At 71.0% G+C, this 15688-nt stretch carries 15 protein-coding genes; 10 read left to right on the top strand and 5 right to left on the bottom strand.

Annotation, left to right across the window (positions count from 1 at the left end; all coding sequences use genetic code 11):
* Positions 1-91 precede the first annotated feature (91 nt).
* The gene (gene valS / locus ACIBP6_RS27400; protein ID WP_397056599.1) at positions 92-2569 is read left to right on the top strand and encodes a valine--tRNA ligase; all 2478 of its coding nucleotides are present in this window, start codon (positions 92-94) and stop codon (positions 2567-2569) included.
* A gap of 9 nt (positions 2570-2578) precedes the next feature.
* Here valS and ACIBP6_RS27395 read toward each other — a convergent pair whose 3' ends face one another.
* Positions 2579-3091, bottom strand: coding sequence for an ArsR/SmtB family transcription factor (locus ACIBP6_RS27395; RefSeq protein WP_397056597.1), 513 nt, complete (start codon positions 3089-3091; stop codon positions 2579-2581).
* A gap of 56 nt (positions 3092-3147) precedes the next feature.
* Between ACIBP6_RS27395 and ACIBP6_RS27390 the strand changes: the two genes are divergently transcribed.
* A complete protein-coding gene (locus ACIBP6_RS27390) occupies positions 3148-4377 on the top strand; it encodes an MFS transporter (protein ID WP_397056595.1) in 1230 nt (409 codons plus the stop codon).
* Here ACIBP6_RS27390 and ACIBP6_RS27385 read toward each other — a convergent pair.
* Positions 4371-6521, bottom strand: coding sequence for a DUF6351 family protein (locus ACIBP6_RS27385; RefSeq protein WP_397056593.1), 2151 nt, complete (start codon positions 6519-6521; stop codon positions 4371-4373). The two genes, ACIBP6_RS27390 and ACIBP6_RS27385, sit on opposite strands and share 7 nt — an antisense overlap.
* Before the next feature lie 337 nt (positions 6522-6858).
* Here ACIBP6_RS27385 and ACIBP6_RS27380 point away from each other — a divergent pair, with 337 nt between their 5' ends.
* The 6 genes from ACIBP6_RS27380 to ACIBP6_RS27355 all read left to right on the top strand — a co-directional run bounded on the left by ACIBP6_RS27380 (position 6859) and on the right by ACIBP6_RS27355 (position 11198).
* Positions 6859-8172, top strand: coding sequence for an AI-2E family transporter (locus tag ACIBP6_RS27380; RefSeq protein ID WP_397056591.1), 1314 nt, complete (start codon positions 6859-6861; stop codon positions 8170-8172).
* 220 nt (positions 8173-8392) lie between these two features.
* Entirely contained in the window at positions 8393-8947 is a 555-nt protein-coding gene (locus ACIBP6_RS27375) for a PaaI family thioesterase (protein ID WP_397056589.1), read from the top strand.
* Positions 8944-9384, top strand: coding sequence for a dUTP diphosphatase (dut, locus tag ACIBP6_RS27370; RefSeq protein ID WP_397056587.1), 441 nt, complete (start codon positions 8944-8946; stop codon positions 9382-9384). The genes ACIBP6_RS27375 and dut overlap by 4 nt, the downstream gene beginning before the upstream one ends.
* Positions 9385-9467: 83 nt before the next feature.
* Positions 9468-10106 carry a DUF3710 domain-containing protein gene (locus tag ACIBP6_RS27365; RefSeq protein ID WP_397056585.1) on the top strand — a complete coding sequence of 213 codons (639 nt, stop codon included), beginning with the start codon at positions 9468-9470 and terminating at the stop codon, positions 10104-10106.
* 209 nt (positions 10107-10315) lie between these two features.
* The gene (locus ACIBP6_RS46840) at positions 10316-10522 is read left to right on the top strand and encodes an OB-fold nucleic acid binding domain-containing protein (protein WP_449595185.1); all 207 of its coding nucleotides are present in this window, start codon (positions 10316-10318) and stop codon (positions 10520-10522) included.
* A 4-nt stretch (positions 10523-10526) separates the two neighbouring features.
* Complete coding sequence (locus ACIBP6_RS27355) at positions 10527-11198, top strand: DUF3159 domain-containing protein (protein ID WP_397056583.1); 672 nt, start codon at positions 10527-10529, stop codon at positions 11196-11198.
* Positions 11199-11319: 121 nt separating this feature from the next.
* Here ACIBP6_RS27355 and ACIBP6_RS27350 read toward each other — a convergent pair whose 3' ends face one another.
* The gene (locus ACIBP6_RS27350; protein WP_397056581.1) at positions 11320-13050 is read right to left on the bottom strand and encodes an HAD-IIB family hydrolase; all 1731 of its coding nucleotides are present in this window, start codon (positions 13048-13050) and stop codon (positions 11320-11322) included.
* 72 nt (positions 13051-13122) lie between these two features.
* Between ACIBP6_RS27350 and ACIBP6_RS27345 the strand changes: the two genes are divergently transcribed.
* Positions 13123-13533 carry a PadR family transcriptional regulator gene (locus ACIBP6_RS27345; protein WP_397056579.1) on the top strand — a complete coding sequence of 137 codons (411 nt, stop codon included), beginning with the start codon at positions 13123-13125 and terminating at the stop codon, positions 13531-13533.
* A 357-nt stretch (positions 13534-13890) separates the two neighbouring features.
* Positions 13891-14076, top strand: a complete 186-nt coding sequence (locus ACIBP6_RS27340) for a hypothetical protein (protein WP_132621542.1) — start codon at positions 13891-13893, stop codon at positions 14074-14076.
* Between the two features lie 242 nt (positions 14077-14318).
* Here ACIBP6_RS27340 and ACIBP6_RS27335 read toward each other — a convergent pair whose 3' ends face one another.
* On the bottom strand, positions 14319-14978 hold the full coding sequence (locus ACIBP6_RS27335) for a potassium channel family protein (protein WP_132621544.1): 660 nt from the start codon (positions 14976-14978) through the stop codon (positions 14319-14321).
* Positions 14978-15643 carry a potassium channel family protein gene (locus ACIBP6_RS27330; protein ID WP_397056577.1) on the bottom strand — a complete coding sequence of 222 codons (666 nt, stop codon included), beginning with the start codon at positions 15641-15643 and terminating at the stop codon, positions 14978-14980. Before ACIBP6_RS27330 ends, ACIBP6_RS27335 begins: the two co-directional genes overlap by 1 nt.
* Positions 15644-15688 lie beyond the last annotated feature (45 nt).

Raw genomic sequence — 15688 nt, 5'->3', positions numbered from 1 at the left:
CTTCGTAAGGAACACTAGTCTGCACCGCCGGGCGGGCGGCGAAGCCGTACCATAAGGAGGCATGACTCAACAGCGACTACGCCGCCCATCCATGCCCCAAAAGCCCTCGCTCGATGGCTTGGAGCAGGTATGGGTAGGTCGCTGGGAAGACGAAGGCGTCTACCGCTTCGACCGCTCCGCGCCGCGCGAGCGGGTCTACGCCATCGACACGCCCCCGCCCACGGTGTCCGGCTCGCTGCACGTCGGTCACGTCTTCTCCTACACCCACACCGACATCATGGCCCGCTACCAGCGGATGATCGGCAAGTCGGTCTTCTACCCCCTCGGCTGGGACGACAACGGCCTGCCCACGGAGCGCCGGGTGCAGAACGTCTACGGCGTCCGCTGCGATCCGTCGCTGCCCTACGACCCCGATTTCGTTCCACCGGAGAAGCCGGGCAAACGTGAGATCCCGATCTCCCGGCGCAACTTCGTGGAGCTGTGCCACCAGCTGACCGCGATCGACGAGCAGGCGTTCGAGGACATGTGGCGGCGGATCGGGCTGTCGGTCGACTGGTCGCTGCTCTACACCACGATCAGTGACGAGTCGCGGGCGGTGTCGCAGCGGGCGTTCCTGCGCAACCTGCTGCGCGGCGAGGCCTACCTCGCCGAGGCGCCGACGCTGTGGGACGTCACCTTCCGCACCGCCGTGGCCCAGGCCGAGCTGGAGGACCGCGAGTGGCCCGGCGCGTTCCACAAGATCTCCTTCTACGGCGAGAAGGGGACGGTCTGGATCGAGACGACCAGGCCCGAGCTGATCCCGGCGTGCGTGGCGCTGGTCGCCCACCCCGACGACGAGCGCTACCAGGGCCTGTTCGGCACGTCGGTGCTGACGCCGCTGTTCGGCGTCGAGGTGCCGGTGCTCGCCCACCGCCTGGCCGAGCCCGACAAGGGCACCGGCATCGCGATGATCTGCACGTTCGGCGACGTCACCGACGTCACCTGGTGGCGGGAGCTCGACCTGCCGACCCGGCCGGTCATCGGCTGGGACGGCCGGCTGCTGCCCGAGCCGCCGCAGGGCGTGGAGGAGGAGCCGTACAAAGAGCTGGCCGGCAAGACCGTGCACAGCGCCCGCGAGCGCATCGTGGAGCTGCTGCGCGAGTCCGGCGACCTCGACGGCGAGCCGCGGGCGGTCTCGCGGCCGGTGAAGTTCTACGAGAAGGGCGACAGGCCGCTCGAGATCGTCACCACCCGGCAGTGGTACATCCGCAACGGCGGGCGTGACGAGGAGCTGCGGCGCCGGCTGCTCGATCGGGGCGCCGAGCTGGCCTGGCACCCGCCGCACATGCGGGTGCGCTACGACAACTGGGTCGAGGGCCTGGCCGGCGACTGGCTGATCTCGCGTCAGCGCTTCTTCGGGGTGCCGTTCCCGGTGTGGTATCCGATCGACGAGTCGGGGCAGCCCGTGCACGACGCGCCGATCCTGCCGACCGAGGACATGCTGCCGGTCGACCCGTCCTCCGACGTGCCGCCCGGCTACACCGAGGAGCAGCGGGGCGTGCCCGGCGGCTTCATGGCCGACCCCGACGTCATGGACACCTGGGCCACCTCGTCACTGACCCCGCAGATCGCCGGCCGCTGGGGCACCGACGACGACCTGTTCGGGCGCGTCTTCCCGGCCCACCTGAGGCCGCAGTCCCACGAGATCATCCGCACCTGGCTGTTCTCGACCGTGGTGCGCTCCCACTACGAGTTCGGCACGCCGCCGTGGAGCGACGTGGCGATCTCGGGCTGGATCCTCGACCCCGACCGCAAGAAGATGTCGAAGTCGAAGGGCAACGTCGTCACCCCGGTCGACCTGCTGGAGCAGCACGGCTCCGACGCCGTGCGCTACTGGGCGGCCAACGGCCGCTACGGCGTCGACACCGCCTTCGACGCGGGCCAGCTCAAGGTCGGGCGGCGGCTGGCCATCAAGATCCTCAACGCGTCCAAGTTCGTGCTGAGCCTGGCCGAGAGCGACGGCGAGGTTACCGAGCCGCTCGACCTGTCCATGCTGGCCGCGCTGTCCGACGCCGTACGCGAGGCAGGCGAGGCGCTGGCGGCCTACGACCACACCAGGGCGCTGGAGGCCGTCGAGCGCTTCTTCTGGGCGTTCTGCGACGACTACCTGGAGCTGGTCAAGGCGCGCGCGTACGACGCGGACGGGGCCTCGGCGTCGGCGCACGCGGCGCTGCGGCAGGCGCTCGACGTGCTGCTGCGGCTGTTCGCGCCGTTCCTGCCGTTCGTGACCGAGGAGGTGTGGTCGTGGTGGCGTGAGGGGTCGGTCCACCGCGCCGCCTGGCCCGAGCCCGAGCGCGGCACGGGCGACCCGGCGGTGCTGGCCGTCGCCTCCGAGGTGCTCAGGCAGGTGCGCAAGGCGAAGTCCGAGGCCAAGCAGTCGATGCGGGCCGAGGTCTCCCGGCTCACCGTCTGGACGCCCGACGTCGGGCTCGTCCGCAAGGCGCAGGATGACGTGTGCGCGGCCGGCAACGTCGAGGAGTTCGTGCTGGACCGCGGCGAGGACTTGAAGGTCGAGGTCGAGCTGGGCTGACCGGGCGTCTCAGCTTTCCCGGGTGACGTCGTGGTGCAGGGCGACGAAGAGCGAATAGGCCTCTCCGTCGCCCTGCGACCGGTAGCGGAAGTCGTCGAGCAGCTCCTGCAGCCGCCGGAACAGCTCGGCGTGTCCCTCGGCGGTGAGCCTCAGCCCCAGCCGCATGTACTCCCCGCGCTCGACGCCGGCCAGCCGCACCTCCTGCAGGAAGGCGTCGACCATGGCCGCGCCGCCGCCCGTCACGCCGCTGTCGCGGACGTTGACCTCCCACGACTTGCCGGTGGCGCGGTAGGGGATCTCGGTGGAGCCGCGCGGCCCGGGACGGCTCGGCTCGGCGGCCAGGAAGCCGGTGGCGACCAGTTTGCGCACGTGGTGCAGTGTGGTGGCCGGGTTGGCGTCGAGCCGGCCGGCGATCTCCTTGTTGGTGAGCGCCTGGTCGAGGCAGAGCCGCAGGATGCGCAGGCGTACGGAGGAGGCCAGGGCGCGGGCCTCGGCTTCGGTCGCGGGGCGGCGGCTTTCCATGAACCGCCACCCTATAACCGGTTGATTAATCCCAATCGGTAGTGGAAGGTATGGGCGTGAGCGTCTTACGCGACCATGACTTCCGCCGCCTGTTCCTCGCCGACACCGCCAGCCAGGTCGGCACCCAGGTCCTCATGCTGGCCCTGCCCCTGGTGGCGGTGATGGCGCTGAACGCCTCGCCGTTCGAGGTCGGGCTGCTCGCCGCGTGCCAGACGCTGGCGTTCGTGCTGATCGGGCTGCCCGCGGGCGCGATCGTGGACAGGATGCGCAAACGCGTCGTCATGGTCGTCGCCGACTGGGCGCGGGCGGCGGCCCTCGTGTCCGTGCCGCTGGCGTGGTGGCTGGACGTGCTCACGGTCTACCAGCTGTACGCCGTGGCGCTCGTGCTCGGGGTGTTCACCGTCTTCTTCGACGTGGCGTACCAGAGCTACCTGCCGCATCTGGTCGGGCGGGAGCGGCTCGTGGAGGGCAACTCCGCGCTGGAGATCGTGCGCACGGTGGCGCAGCTCGGCGGGCCGGGCGCGGGCGGCTACCTGATCCAGCTCCTCACGGCGCCGTTCGCGCTGGCCGCCACCGTGGCCGGATTCGCCTGGTCGGCGCTGTGCCTGGGGACGATCCGCAAACGCGAGCCGCGCCAGGAGGCGCACGGCCGCCACCTCGGCAGGGAGATCGCCGAAGGGCTCAGGTTCGTCTTCGGGCACCGGCTGCTGCGCCGCATCGCGGGCTGCACCGCCACCGCGAACCTCTTCACCGCGATGGCCCAGCCGATGGTCCTGCTCCTGCTGGCCAGGGACCTCGGGCTGGCCGCGGGCGCCATCGGGCTGCTCACGGCCGCGGGCGGCGTCGGCGGCCTGGCCGGCGCGCTGGTCAACGCCAGGATCGCCCGGTGGCTCGGGCAGGGCCCGACGATGTGGCTGGCCATCCTGGTGCCCGCGCCGCTGATGTTCGCCCTGCCGTGGCTGGAGGCCGACTGGCGGCTGGCGCTGTTCGTGCTGGCGGAGTTCTGCCTGGGCGCGGGAGTGGTGATCTACAACGTCACCCAGCTCAGCTTCCGCCAGGCGATCACCCCCGAGTCGCTGCTCGGCCGGATGAACGCCACCATGCGGTTCGTCGTCTGGGGCACGATGCCGCTCGGCGGCGTGATCGGCGGCGTGCTGGGCGAGGTGATCGGGGTCAGGAACACGCTGCTGATCGCCGCGGTCGGTGGCTGCGTGGCGTTCCTGTGGGTGTTCGCCTCGCCCCTGCGGACGATGCGCGAGCTGCCGGTCACCGAGGCCTCTCAGTAGTCGCAGACCCCCGTGGGGAAGATCTGCTTCAGCCTGGCGCGCTCCTCGCGGGTGGGCTGCCAGGAGCCGTACAGGCCCTTGGCGATGGCGCGCTCGACCGGCTGCAGGCGGCAGGCGTACACGCCGCCCTCGATGGGCCCGCCGGCCACGATGCGGGAGGTCGAGTAGAGCGGGAAGTGGCGGGTGCAGGCGCCGGGGGCGCGCTCGTCGAGGATGCCGCTCCAGACGTGGGGGCCGGCGGCGATCTCGGTGCCGTCGGTGGCGAAGCAGCGGTCGACCGCCTGCGGGGGCTTGTTGCCCACAACGCCGCGTTGTGGATATTTCCGGATGTTGGCCATCCAGGCGTCGATCACCCGCAGTGCCTCGGGCGTCTGGTCGAACTCCTCCCCGGCGGGACGGGCGTCGGTGAACCAGATGACCTGGTTGCCCGCCTGCCCGTCGTGGTCGAGCATGCGCCGGCGCGTCGCGAACGACTGGTGCGCGTTGTGCATGTCGAGCTGCTCCTCCAGATAGTGACGCCAGTCGATGACCGGGATGTCGATGTCGCCGCGGAACACCAGGCCGCTGCGCTGCACGTTCCTGATCGCGACCGGGTCGGGCGCGCGCCTCGGCGCCGGGTCGCCCAGGTCGGCGTTGCGGGCGCTCCACGGGTCGAAGTCCGCCGGGCACGCCGTCCGGACGAACGGGCAGCCCTCCCGCACCATGTCGGCCGGGGCCTTCCAGGAGCCCACCTTGGCGTTGACGTCGAGGAACTCCGCCGGCGTGAGCACGCCCTCCCGCAGCGCCTTCAGGCCGTACTGGACGCCCACGTTGCCCCACGTCGAGCGGGCGTAGCCGTTCTCGTCCTCGCCGTAGACCTTGCGCAGGTCGTCCCAGTGCGTCCACTCGACGGTGTCCTTGACGCCCGGCGGGTCCATGCGCTCCCACTCCGGGTCGTCGTTGGACGTCCAGAGCGGGTTCATGGTCAGCGGGGTCAGGCCGCGCCAGCCGTTCACGCACTCGTCGGAGCCCTGTTCGCCGGTGTAGGGATTCGGCACGGTGTCGCTGGCATTCATGCCGATCAGCGCCGTACGGTCCTCCCAGCGGGCCCAGCGCGGGTTGTGGTCCATGTAGCGCTCGAGCAGCTCGCAGTCGCCCACATGGATGGTCTGGGTGACCATGTCGGGATACGAGTACTGCGGGATGGCGGCGTCGATCACCCTGTTCCCGTGGTTCTGGCCGTAGATGTACTGCTGGATGCCGCCGCCCGAGCCGCCCAGGCCGACCGTGTAGAGCGGCACGCCGTACCGTTCGACGAAGCGCTCCTTGACCATGAGCGCGGTCTCCCCGCCCAGGATCAGGTTGTAGTGGGTGGAGGTGCGGGTGCCCGACGAGTACAGGATCGCGTAGCCCTTGCCCAGCCCGTACGGGTCCAGGGCGCCGCCGCCGAGCGTGCCCTGGTCGTGGCCGATGGCCACGCCGCCGTCGAACCGGTAGATCGCCCTGCCGTTCCAGCCGTCCTCGACCATGGCGATCGAGTAGAGGAAGCGGTTGACGACGCCGCGCTCGCGCCGTACCACGAAGTCGACCGTACGGCCGTCCAGCAGCGTGGTCGTGGACATGTCGGCGGGACGCCGCGCGGGCATGGGCTTGAACGTGCCGTCCGTCGAGCGGTAGAGGCGGTCGGTCACCGTCGGGGCGAAGCAGTTCCTGCTCCAGCCGCCCTCCACGCGCATGCCCTGCCCGTCCTGGTTGTCCGCGACGGGCGCGCCGAGGCCGCCACGCTCGGTCTTGCACACGAACGGCTGCTGGTGCGCGCCCGAGAAGATCGGGCCCTCGATCGGGTGGTTGCGCACCCTGAGACTCTTCCGGTACGGCCCCGCCACCGCCGTGATCGTGTTGTCGCCGACGTCCAGGCCGGTCACCAGGCCCTGGAGGCCGTCGTCCGTCCGGTGGAAGGCCGAGGTGACGTCCTCGCCGTTGCGCGACACCTTCACCCGGTGGCCCCGGGGTTGCCGGACCTCGATCAGCGCGTCGCCGCCGCTGACCTGGTCGGGACGGCTGGAGAGCACCTCGACCGCCAGGTCGGCGCGGGAGGCGTACGCGGGGGCGGGGGCGACGACGAGCGACGCCAGCACGACGAGGACTGCTGCTGCGGCCTTCATGACCTTGACGGTGACATGGGTTCCCCCTGTTGCACAGACCCGATCTTCCGGATGTGAACCACCACGCCCACCGCGCCCATCACGCGAGCCACCGGCCGCGCGCTGGTCGAGCCTGCTTCTTGCCGGAACGCGCGTACGCGTAGTGAGGGAGTACGACCGTGATCGAGGCCGCGGCCTGGATCCTGAGGAGCACCGGTGACCGCGCACCGCGTCGCGGCGCGGAGCCCGAGCACGTGCACGGCTGCTGAGCTGTGGGTGAGGGTCCCAGCTTGACGCTGTGAGATGAGCGTCGATTATCCGCGCGCATCCTGGGCGCGGACGTGCCAGTCTTGAACACGTGCTGACCGACCGCCCCACCAAGCTCGTGCCGCCTGTGCTGGCCAAGATGGCCGCGTGGAGCGGGTGCCTGATCCTGCTCGGCGTGGTCGTCAACTACTTCGTCCAGGTGGTCGCCCGGCTCGCGTTCGTGGTGCTGCCCGTGGCGATCGCGCTGCTGCTCACCGCCCTGCTGTTCCCCCTGACGAGGAGCCTGCGCAACGCGGGCATGCGCCCGATCTACGCGACCTGGCTCACCATGCTGGTGGCTCTCGCCGTGCTCACCGGCACCGGCTGGCTCGTCGGCGCCCGGGCCAGCGAGGAGTTCCCCAACCTGGTCAGCCAGGTCCAGGAGACCGCCAGGTCCGTGCAGGAGTGGCTGATCACCGGCCCGCTGCATCTGCAGGAAGCGCAGATCACCGGCTACGTCGACGAGATCGTCGCCTTGGTCAACGCCCAGCGCACGGCCATCACCGGCACCGTCCTGTCCGCCGGGGCGGTGGCCGTCGAGGTGCTGGCGTCCATCGTGCTGCTGCTGTTCGTCACGTTCTTCCTGCTCAAGGACGGCGACCGGATCTGGTCGTGGTTCCTGAAGGCGTTCGGCGGGGTGGCGCCGCGCGTCGACCGGGCGGGGCGGGCCGCGTGGACCACACTCTCCCACTACGTCCAGGGCACGGTCGCGGTGGCCGCCGTGCACGGCCTGGTCATGGGCATCGTGCTGGCCGGGATGGGGGTGCCGCTGTGGGCGCCGCTGGCCGTGCTCATCTTCTTCGCCAGCTTCATCCCCATCGTCGGCATCTTCTTCGCCGGCACGGTCGCGACCCTGGTCACGCTGGGCGCCAAGGGCTTCGTCTACGCGCTGATCTTCCTGGCCATCCTGGTCGTGGAGCAGCAGCTGGAGAACCACGTGCTCCAGCCTCTGATCGTCGGCCGGGCGCTGCACTTCCACCCGCTGGCGATCATCCTCGTGCTGGCCGTCGGCGGCATCCTGGCCGGCATCGCGGGCGCGGCCGTGGCCGTCCCGGTGGCGGCGGTTCTTTATCGGGCGCTCCAGGAGTTCCGTCACAAACCTCCTGAGCTGCCTCCAGGCCGCGACGAGCCCCCGGCGGGCACCACCCGCCCACCTTCCGGCGACACCCCCGACGCACCTTCCGGCGACACCCCCGACGCAGCCTCCGGCACTCCGCGCGGCGACGACCCCGGCCACCCGGGCACGCCGTCCGGCCCGCTTGGCGGCGACCTCGATCACCCCGACGCGCCTTCCACTCCGCGCGCCGACGCCGTCGGCGGCCCGTCCGCGCCTTCCGGTCCGCCTGGCGGCGACACCGGTCGTTAGGACGGGCCTCCTGTCGGCCCGTACGCGTCTCCCGGTCCGCGTGGCCGCGGTTGGGCCTTCGTCGTGGGGCGACGTCGGTCGTACGGGGGCGCTGACCGGACGAGCGGGGTTGGCAGGGCCGTGGCTCCGCGGTGGCGCGGAGGCCGACAGGGGGAGAACGCTGGGGGTGGGGGAGAGGGAAGGCGTGGGGGAGGGGGAACACGGAGTAACCTCGTCACCCGTGACGCGTTCCTCCCTGACCACTCCGCCGGCCGGTGCGCCCTTGCCAGGGCCGCAGCCAGGCGCTCCTGAGCCGGGCGCCACCCTGGGGGCCCATTACAGCCGATGCTTCGGGTGCGGCACCGAGCACCCGACCGGGCTGCATCTCGCGGCCAGGACTCCCGATGGCGCCACGGTGGAGGCCGAGTTCACGGTGGGGGAGGCGCACCAGGGCGCGCCCCGGCTGGCGCACGGCGGTGTGCTGGCCGCCGCGATGGACGAGGTCATCGGAATGTCCGTCTACCTCTTCCGCAAGCCGTATGTGACGGGACGTCTGGAGACCGACTACCTCCTCCCCGTTCCCGTCGGCACGACACTCCACCTGCGCGCCTGGTGCAACGGCATCGTGGGCAGGAAGGCGTACCTTGAGGCTGAAGGGCGCGTCGGCGCACCCGACGGGCCTGTCGCCGTCCGCGCGGCAGCGCTGTTCATCGAGGTGAACATGGCGCACTTCGCCGAGCACGGCGACGTGGCCGCCATCGCCGCCGAACACCACGACTACGAGGTGAATCCTTGAGCGACGTAGAGGTGCTGATCCAGCCGCTCGACCCTGGGCTGCCGATGCCGTCGTACGCCCACCCGGGTGACGCGGGCGCCGACCTCCACGCGGCCGAGGACGTCGAGCTGATGCCGGGCGAACGCGCGGTCATCGGCACCGGGGTGGCGATCGCGCTGCCCGAGGGGTACGCCGCGTTCGTGCACCCGCGTTCCGGGCTGGCCGCACGCCACGGCGTCACCCTGGTCAACGCCCCCGGCACGGTCGACGCCGGCTACCGGGGCGAGATCAAGGTGACGCTGATCAACACCGACGCCAAGGAGCCGTTCCGGCTGCGGCGCGGGGATCGGGTGGCGCAGCTGGTGGTCCAGCGGGTCGAGCGCGCGCTCTTCACGCCGGTCGAGCGTTTGCCCGAGTCCGTACGCGGCACGGGTGGGTTCGGGTCGACCGGACGCTGACCGGTGGGCAGCAAGGGGCCGGTCAACGGCCCGACGAGGCAACGGGGCCGGCAACAGGCCCATGACCAGGGAGAGTGAGGAACGTGTTTCGACGTCGCCGTCGTGAAGAGCCGGACCAGGTGGCCAAGCAGGAGCAGGCCGCCCCCACCCGCGAGTCCGGTCCATGGGACGCCGACGAGCCCCACCCCGACACCGACAGGATCGACCTGGGCGGTCTGCGCCTGCCGCACAACCCCGACTTCGACGTACGCCTGGCCTCGGTGGGTGACCAGCACGTCGGCGTGGTCGTCCTGTACGAGGAGAGCTCGCTGCAGCTGCAGGCCCTGGCCGCGCCGCGCAGCTCGGGGCTGTGGGACGAGGTCAAGACCAAGATCCGGGCCCAGGCCAAGCACCTGGAGGAACGGGAAGGCCCGTTCGGCAGCGAGCTGGCGGGCGAGATGAGGGTCGACGGCGACAGCCGCCAGGCCCGCTATCTCGGCATCGACGGCCCTCGCTGGTTCCTGCTCGCGGTGATCTCCGGCAAGGCGGCGCTCGACGAGAGCGTGGCCGCGGCGTTCGTCGACTTCATCAAGGACGTCGTGGTCGTGCGCGGCGACGAGCCGATGGCGCGTGAGGAGCCCATCCCGCTGAGCCGCCCCAGCGACCAGCCGGCCGCCCAGCCGGAAGAGCGGCAGGGCGGTAACCCGTTCAAACGAGGGCCGGAAATCAGCGAGATTCGCTGAAGGCCGACATTCACATAGGCTGATTCATCATGAGTACGGCAGAGCCCCCGAAACGCGGGGGATGGCGTGGGTTCTTCAGTCGGCTGGCATCCCCCCAGTCCGAGATCGAGGCCCAGGAATTGCGCGAGGACGCCGACGAGATCGGAGCGACCCCGATCGTGTCGTGCGGCGGGCGCCGGCGCTTCTGCGTGGCCGGTACGCTACGTACGGTGACTCTGCGTCCGAGGGGCGGCGCCCCCGCCCTCGAGGCCGAGCTCTATGACGGATCCGACGTGATCGATCTGGTCTGGCTCGGCCGCCGCAAGATCGTGGGCATCGAGCCCGGCCGTACGGTCAAGGCCGAGGGCCTGGTGAGCGAGCAGGACGGCCGCAAGGTGATGTTCAATCCGCGTTACGAGCTGCGACCCGGGAGTTGATCAGGTGAGTGCTGAGGCCGAAGAGGTCGCCCACGACACCGTCGAGGCGGCGGTGCGAGCCCAGCTCGCCAAGGCCTTCGGCGGCGTGCGAGGCATCATCGAGGCGGCGGTTCCGACGATCGCGTTCACGCTCTCGTGGATCGCGACCGAAGACCTGAAGACGTCGCTCATCATCAGCGTCTCGCTGTCGGTGGTGCTGCTGCTGGTGCGGGTGCTGCAGCGGTCGACGCCACAGTTCGTGATCAACAGCCTGATCGGCATCGCGATCGGTGCGTTCTTCGCCAGCCGTACGGGCGACGCGAAAGACTACTTCCTGCCCGGCATCCTGTACAATGCCGGCTACATGGTGGCGATGCTGCTGTCGATCGTCACCCGGTGGCCGGTGGTGGGTTTCCTGATCGGCTCCGTCACCGGCGATCCCACGGCGTGGCACAAGGATCCGGGTGTGGTGAAGCTGTGCACCCGGCTGACCTGGCTGCTGATGCTGCCCTGCGCGGTCCGGGTGGCCGTGCAGGGGCCGGTCTACCTGTTCGGCGGCGGTGACGAGGCGGTGGCGGCACTCGGGCTCGCCAAGATCGTCATGGGGTGGCCGCTCCAGGTGGCCGCGCTGGCGGCCATGCTGTGGGTGCTCGGCCGCGGCCGCACCCCGATCAAGCCTCCGGTCGCCCCGGCCTGACGTCGGCCTGACCCTGGTCGAAGCGGCTGGTCGAAGCGGCCGGTCCAAGTGTCCGGCGGGAAGGGCCTGATCGATGGGCTCGGTTGATGAGCCTGACGGAGGGCCCGGTCGATGAGGCCGGTCAGCGGTCCTTGTGGTCGGGGTCGTGGTCGGTCGGTTCGGCCGGGAGTGTGTAGCGTTCGCCGATGAGGTCCGCCAGGCGGCGTCTGCTCTCCTCCGGTGAGAGTCCGTCCTCGCGCTCCACCGCCTCCACCTCGCCGGCCAGCTCGGCGTCGCCGAGCTTGTCGCGGATCCAGCCGGAGTAGTCGCCCTGCCGCAGATGGTGCAGCCAGGTGTCGTCGTCCACGCCTTCGGCCAGTTCGACGAACGTGTGCAGGTTGCGGGCGCGCAGGCGCAGCCGCTCCTCCGGGCCGGTGAAGTAGAAGCTCTTGTCCTTCGCCATGGTGCCGGCCGCGTACTTGCGGCGGTGCCGGGTGCGTTGGACCCGGGCGGGGGTGAGGCGCAGCTGCCGGGCGGTGTCGTCGCCGGTGTGCCAGAGCGCGATGTCGCCGTCCTGCGAGGTCAGCAGCTCGGGCGGTTCCTGCCCGAGGGCGGTGGCGAAGGCGGCCAGCGTGACCTCCGGCTCCTTGCCCACCGCGATCGTGCTGTTCACCAGGCGCAGCGCGGACGGGCTCATCGCCTCCGGATGCACGGTGATCATCAGGAGTGAGCCGAGGTCGCCCGCCTCACGCACCGGCACCTGCCGTACCTCTGTGGGCATGAGGTGGTGGGCCTCGTCGATGATCAGCCAGTGCGGGTGGCCGTGCGTGGCGCGCAGGCCGGTCAGCCGGGGCAGCAGCTCGGCGAAGTACTCGGGGCGGTCGCGTAGCTGCTGGCCGATCAGGTTCACCACGACGCTGTGACCGGGCTGCTCCAGCACGCGCAGCACCTCGTCCACGCCGGGCACGCGGTCGGGGTCACCGAGCACCGTGACCCCGGGATACTCGGCGTAGTCGCCCTCCGGGTCCACGATGACGCACTGGTAGCCGTCGCCGACGAGCCGTTCGAGCAGGGCGGTCGTGACGGTGGACTTGCCGCTGCCCGAGGGGCCCGCCACCAGCAGGCCGGCGCCGTACGGGGGCAGGCGTACGTCCTGACCGTCGGTGTGGCCGAGCAGGACGCCGTGGCGCGGCACCTCCACCGCGTCGAGCTCGCCGCCCAGCAGCATCCCGGCCAGCTCCGCCACACCGCTCCCGGCCTCCTGCGACAGGCACAGGTCGCAGGCGTCCTTGAGCGCGGGCAGCGCGTTGGCGACCGTGGCGCCGAGCTCGGCGGCCGTCAGGAACGCGTGGTCGTTCTCCCCGTCGCCGACCGCGACCACGCTGTGCGGCGACAGCGACAGCCGGTCGAGGGCGGCGGCCAGCCCGGTCGCCTTGTTCACGCCCGGCGGCAGCACCATGACCGCGCCCTTGTTGTAGATCACCTGCAGCTCCAGGCCCAGGTCGCGGATCGCGGCGAGGACCTGCACGTCGTACGGCTCCCGCGTGGCGACGAGGACCTGCCCGACGCCCAGCGGCTCGACCCCTTCGGCGCGGAGCCGGTCGGTCAGCTCGGGCGGCGGGGGAGCGGCCAGGACGTCGCAGGTGCGCTGGCGCGGGTCGTAGAGCAGGCCGCCGTTCTCGGCCACCACGAGGTCGAACAGGGCGGGGTGCGGGAAGACGGACAGCAGGTCGTCGAGCTCGCGCCCGGTGACGAGCAGCAGCTTGACCCCGGCACGGGACAGCCGCTCCAGGGCCTCGATCGTCTCCTCGTCCACCTGGCCGTGGCTGGCCACGGTGCCGTCGTAGTCACAGGCGAGCACGTTGTAACGCACGCCCCCTCACTACCCGGAGAAAGCGCGGCAATCGTGGGAGTTGCGTGCAGATCATCGGTATATGTCGTCCGCATGACTGCACGATCGATGCAGGAGCCGACGTTCCTGATCCGGACGGCCCTGATGGCCCTGACGGCCCTGGCGGCCCTGGCGGCCCTGACGGCCCTGACGGCCGGGCCGCAGCAGGGCTACGGCATCATCACCGACGTCCTGCGCATCTCCGTGGAGCGCGTACGGCTGCGCGCCGGCACGCTGTACGCGGCGCTCGACCGGCTGGAGCGGGAGGGCCTGGTCGAGGCCGGCCAGGAGGAGGTCGTGGACAGCCGGGCGCGGCGCGGCTACCGGCTGACCTCCGAGGGGGAGTCCCGGCTGGCCGAGGAGGTAGAGCGGCTGCGACGCACCGCCGAGACCGCCGCGTCGTGGCTGCGGGCCCGGCACCCGCGTCCCGCCCTCAGCGCGGCCCTGCGCGGGGGTGTCGTATGACGACCGAGCTGGAACGGCACTACCGCAGGTTGCCGGCCTGCCACCGCGGTGCTGGGCGTCACCGGATGGCTGACCTGTACCGGCCGGGTGAAGGCGGCGGGCGAGTGAAGAGTCGGGCGAGTGAAGAGTCGGACGAGTGAACATTTGGGCGGTGAAGCGGCGGGGTTGAAAGGGGGCGGTTGAAGAGTCCGGTGGTTGGAGCCGGCGGTTGAAGAGGTGGCCGTGGACAGGCGTGCTGGCGAGAGGCGGGCGAGGGGAGAGGCGGGCGGGTAAAGGTGTCCAGGCGTAACGCTTGACGAGTCGCGGCCCGCGCGCGGGTACAAGCCTGGCGAATCACCACACACTCCGGGGACCGCCATGTACCGATGCCTCATCGCCGCCGTCACCATGACGGCCACCGCCCTGCTGCTCGCCGCCGCGCCCGCGATCGGCGACGATCGCCTCACCCCGCGCAGCGGCGCCTGTGAGGGCCACCTGGCGACCCTGATGAAGCTGCCCGCCCCGATGCTGCTCTGGTCGGGCAAGGACCGCTGCGGGGGCTGAGCGCGGCCCGGTGCGCGGGCCGCGCCGGGCTCCGTCAGTGCTGCGACCACCGTCAGTGCTGCGACCACCGTCAGTGCTGCGACCACCGTCAGTGCTGCGACCACCGTCAGTGCTGCCACAGGCCGTCATGGCGATCAGTGCTGCGACAGGCCGGCAGGTGGTCAGTGCTGCGACAGGCCGGCAGGTGGTCAGTGCTGCGACAGGCTGTCAGGCCGGCAGGTGGTCAGAGCTGTGACTGGGTGTCAGTGTTGCGACAGCAGGTGGGCCAGCTCCTGCTCGACCTCCTGATTGGCGACGAACAGCAACTCGTCGCCCGCCTCCAGCGGGTCGTCCGACGTCGGCACCAGCACGCGGCCCTCACGCAGGATGGCCACCAGCGCGGAGTCCTCCGGCCACGGGACCGACCCCGCCCGCTGTCCGACCACCGGCGCGTCCTCGGCCAGCGTCAGCTCGACGAGGTTGGCCTGACCCTGGCGGAACGTCATCAGCCGGACCAGGTCGCCGACGCTCACCGCCTCCTCCACCAGGGCGCTCAGCAGGCGCGGTGTCGAGACGGCCACGTCGACGCCCCACGACTCGTTGAACAGCCACTCGTTGTTGGGGTGGTTGATGCGGGCCACCACGCGCGGCACGCCGTACTCGGTCTTGGCCAGCAGCGACACCACGAGGTTGACCTTGTCGTCGCCCGAGGAGGCGACCACCACGTGGCAGTTGCTGAGCCCGGCCTCGTCGAGTGAGGCGATCTCGCAGGCGTCGGCGAGCAGCCACTCGGCGCGCGGCACACTGTCGATCTTGATGGCCCGGGGGTCGACGTCGATGAGCAGGACCTCGTGGCCGTTCTCCAGGAGCTCCTGGGCGATGGAACGCCCCACGGCGCCCGCTCCGGCGATCGCGACGCGCATCACTCGTCCTCTTCCGGTGCGGCGGCGAGCACCTTGTTGATCCGGTCCATGTCGTTCTCGGCGGCGATGACGTGCAGGATGTCACCCTCCTGCACCACCGTGTCGTCACCGATGGTGACGGCCTCGCCCATGCGGTTGACGAAGGCGGCGCGCGCCCTGGTCTGCGCCTCGAGGTCGACGACGCGGGTGCCGATCCAGGAGGGGTTGACGGTGACCTCGGCCAGCACGACGGTGCCGGTCGGGTCGCGCCAGAGCGGCTCGGCGCCCTCGGGTAGGACGCGGCGCATGATCTGGTCGGCCGTCCAGCGCACGGTCGCCACCGTGGGGATGCCCAGCCGCTGGTAGACCTCGGCCCTGCGGGGGTCGTAGATGCGGGCCACCACGTTGTCGACGCCGAACGTCTCGCGGGCCACGCGGGCGGAGATGATGTTGGAGTTGTCGCCGCTGGAGACCGCGACGAAGGCGCCCGCGGACTCGACTCCGGCCTCGGTGAGCACGTCGCGATCGAAGCCGACGCCGGTCACCCGCCGCCCGCGGAATCCGGCCCGCAGCCGGCGGAACGCCTGCGGGTCGCGGTCGATGATGGCGACGGAATGGCCGCTGTCTTCGAGGATGTGCGCGAGGGTCGACCCCACGCGGCCACATCCCATGATCACAATATGCATTTCCCCCCGCAACGTCGCGGTCGGCCGATTGCTCGACACCAGTAT

It is taken from the genome of Nonomuraea terrae (genome assembly GCF_044465245.1).
GTDB classification, from domain to species: Bacteria; Actinomycetota; Actinomycetes; order Streptosporangiales; family Streptosporangiaceae; genus Nonomuraea; species Nonomuraea terrae.
The sequence above is the reverse complement of the archived record's forward strand: the minus strand, read 5'-3'. Positions and strand labels throughout refer to the sequence as shown.

Bases quoted from the DNA above. Each gene is read 5' to 3' on its own strand.
- valS (WP_397056599.1), top strand. From the start codon at position 92: ATGCCCCAAAAGCCCTCGCTCGATGGCTTGGAGCAGGTATGGGTAGGT.
- ACIBP6_RS27395 (WP_397056597.1), bottom strand. From the start codon at position 3,091: ATGGAAAGCCGCCGCCCCGCGACCGAAGCCGAGGCCCGCGCCCTGGCC.
- ACIBP6_RS27385 (WP_397056593.1), bottom strand. From the start codon at position 6,521: ATGAAGGCCGCAGCAGCAGTCCTCGTCGTGCTGGCGTCGCTCGTCGTC.
- ACIBP6_RS27345 (WP_397056579.1), top strand. From the start codon at position 13,123: ATGACTGCACGATCGATGCAGGAGCCGACGTTCCTGATCCGGACGGCC.
- ACIBP6_RS27340 (WP_132621542.1), top strand. From the start codon at position 13,891: ATGTACCGATGCCTCATCGCCGCCGTCACCATGACGGCCACCGCCCTG.
- ACIBP6_RS27335 (WP_132621544.1), bottom strand. From the start codon at position 14,978: ATGCGCGTCGCGATCGCCGGAGCGGGCGCCGTGGGGCGTTCCATCGCC.
- ACIBP6_RS27330 (WP_397056577.1), bottom strand. From the start codon at position 15,643: ATGCATATTGTGATCATGGGATGTGGCCGCGTGGGGTCGACCCTCGCG.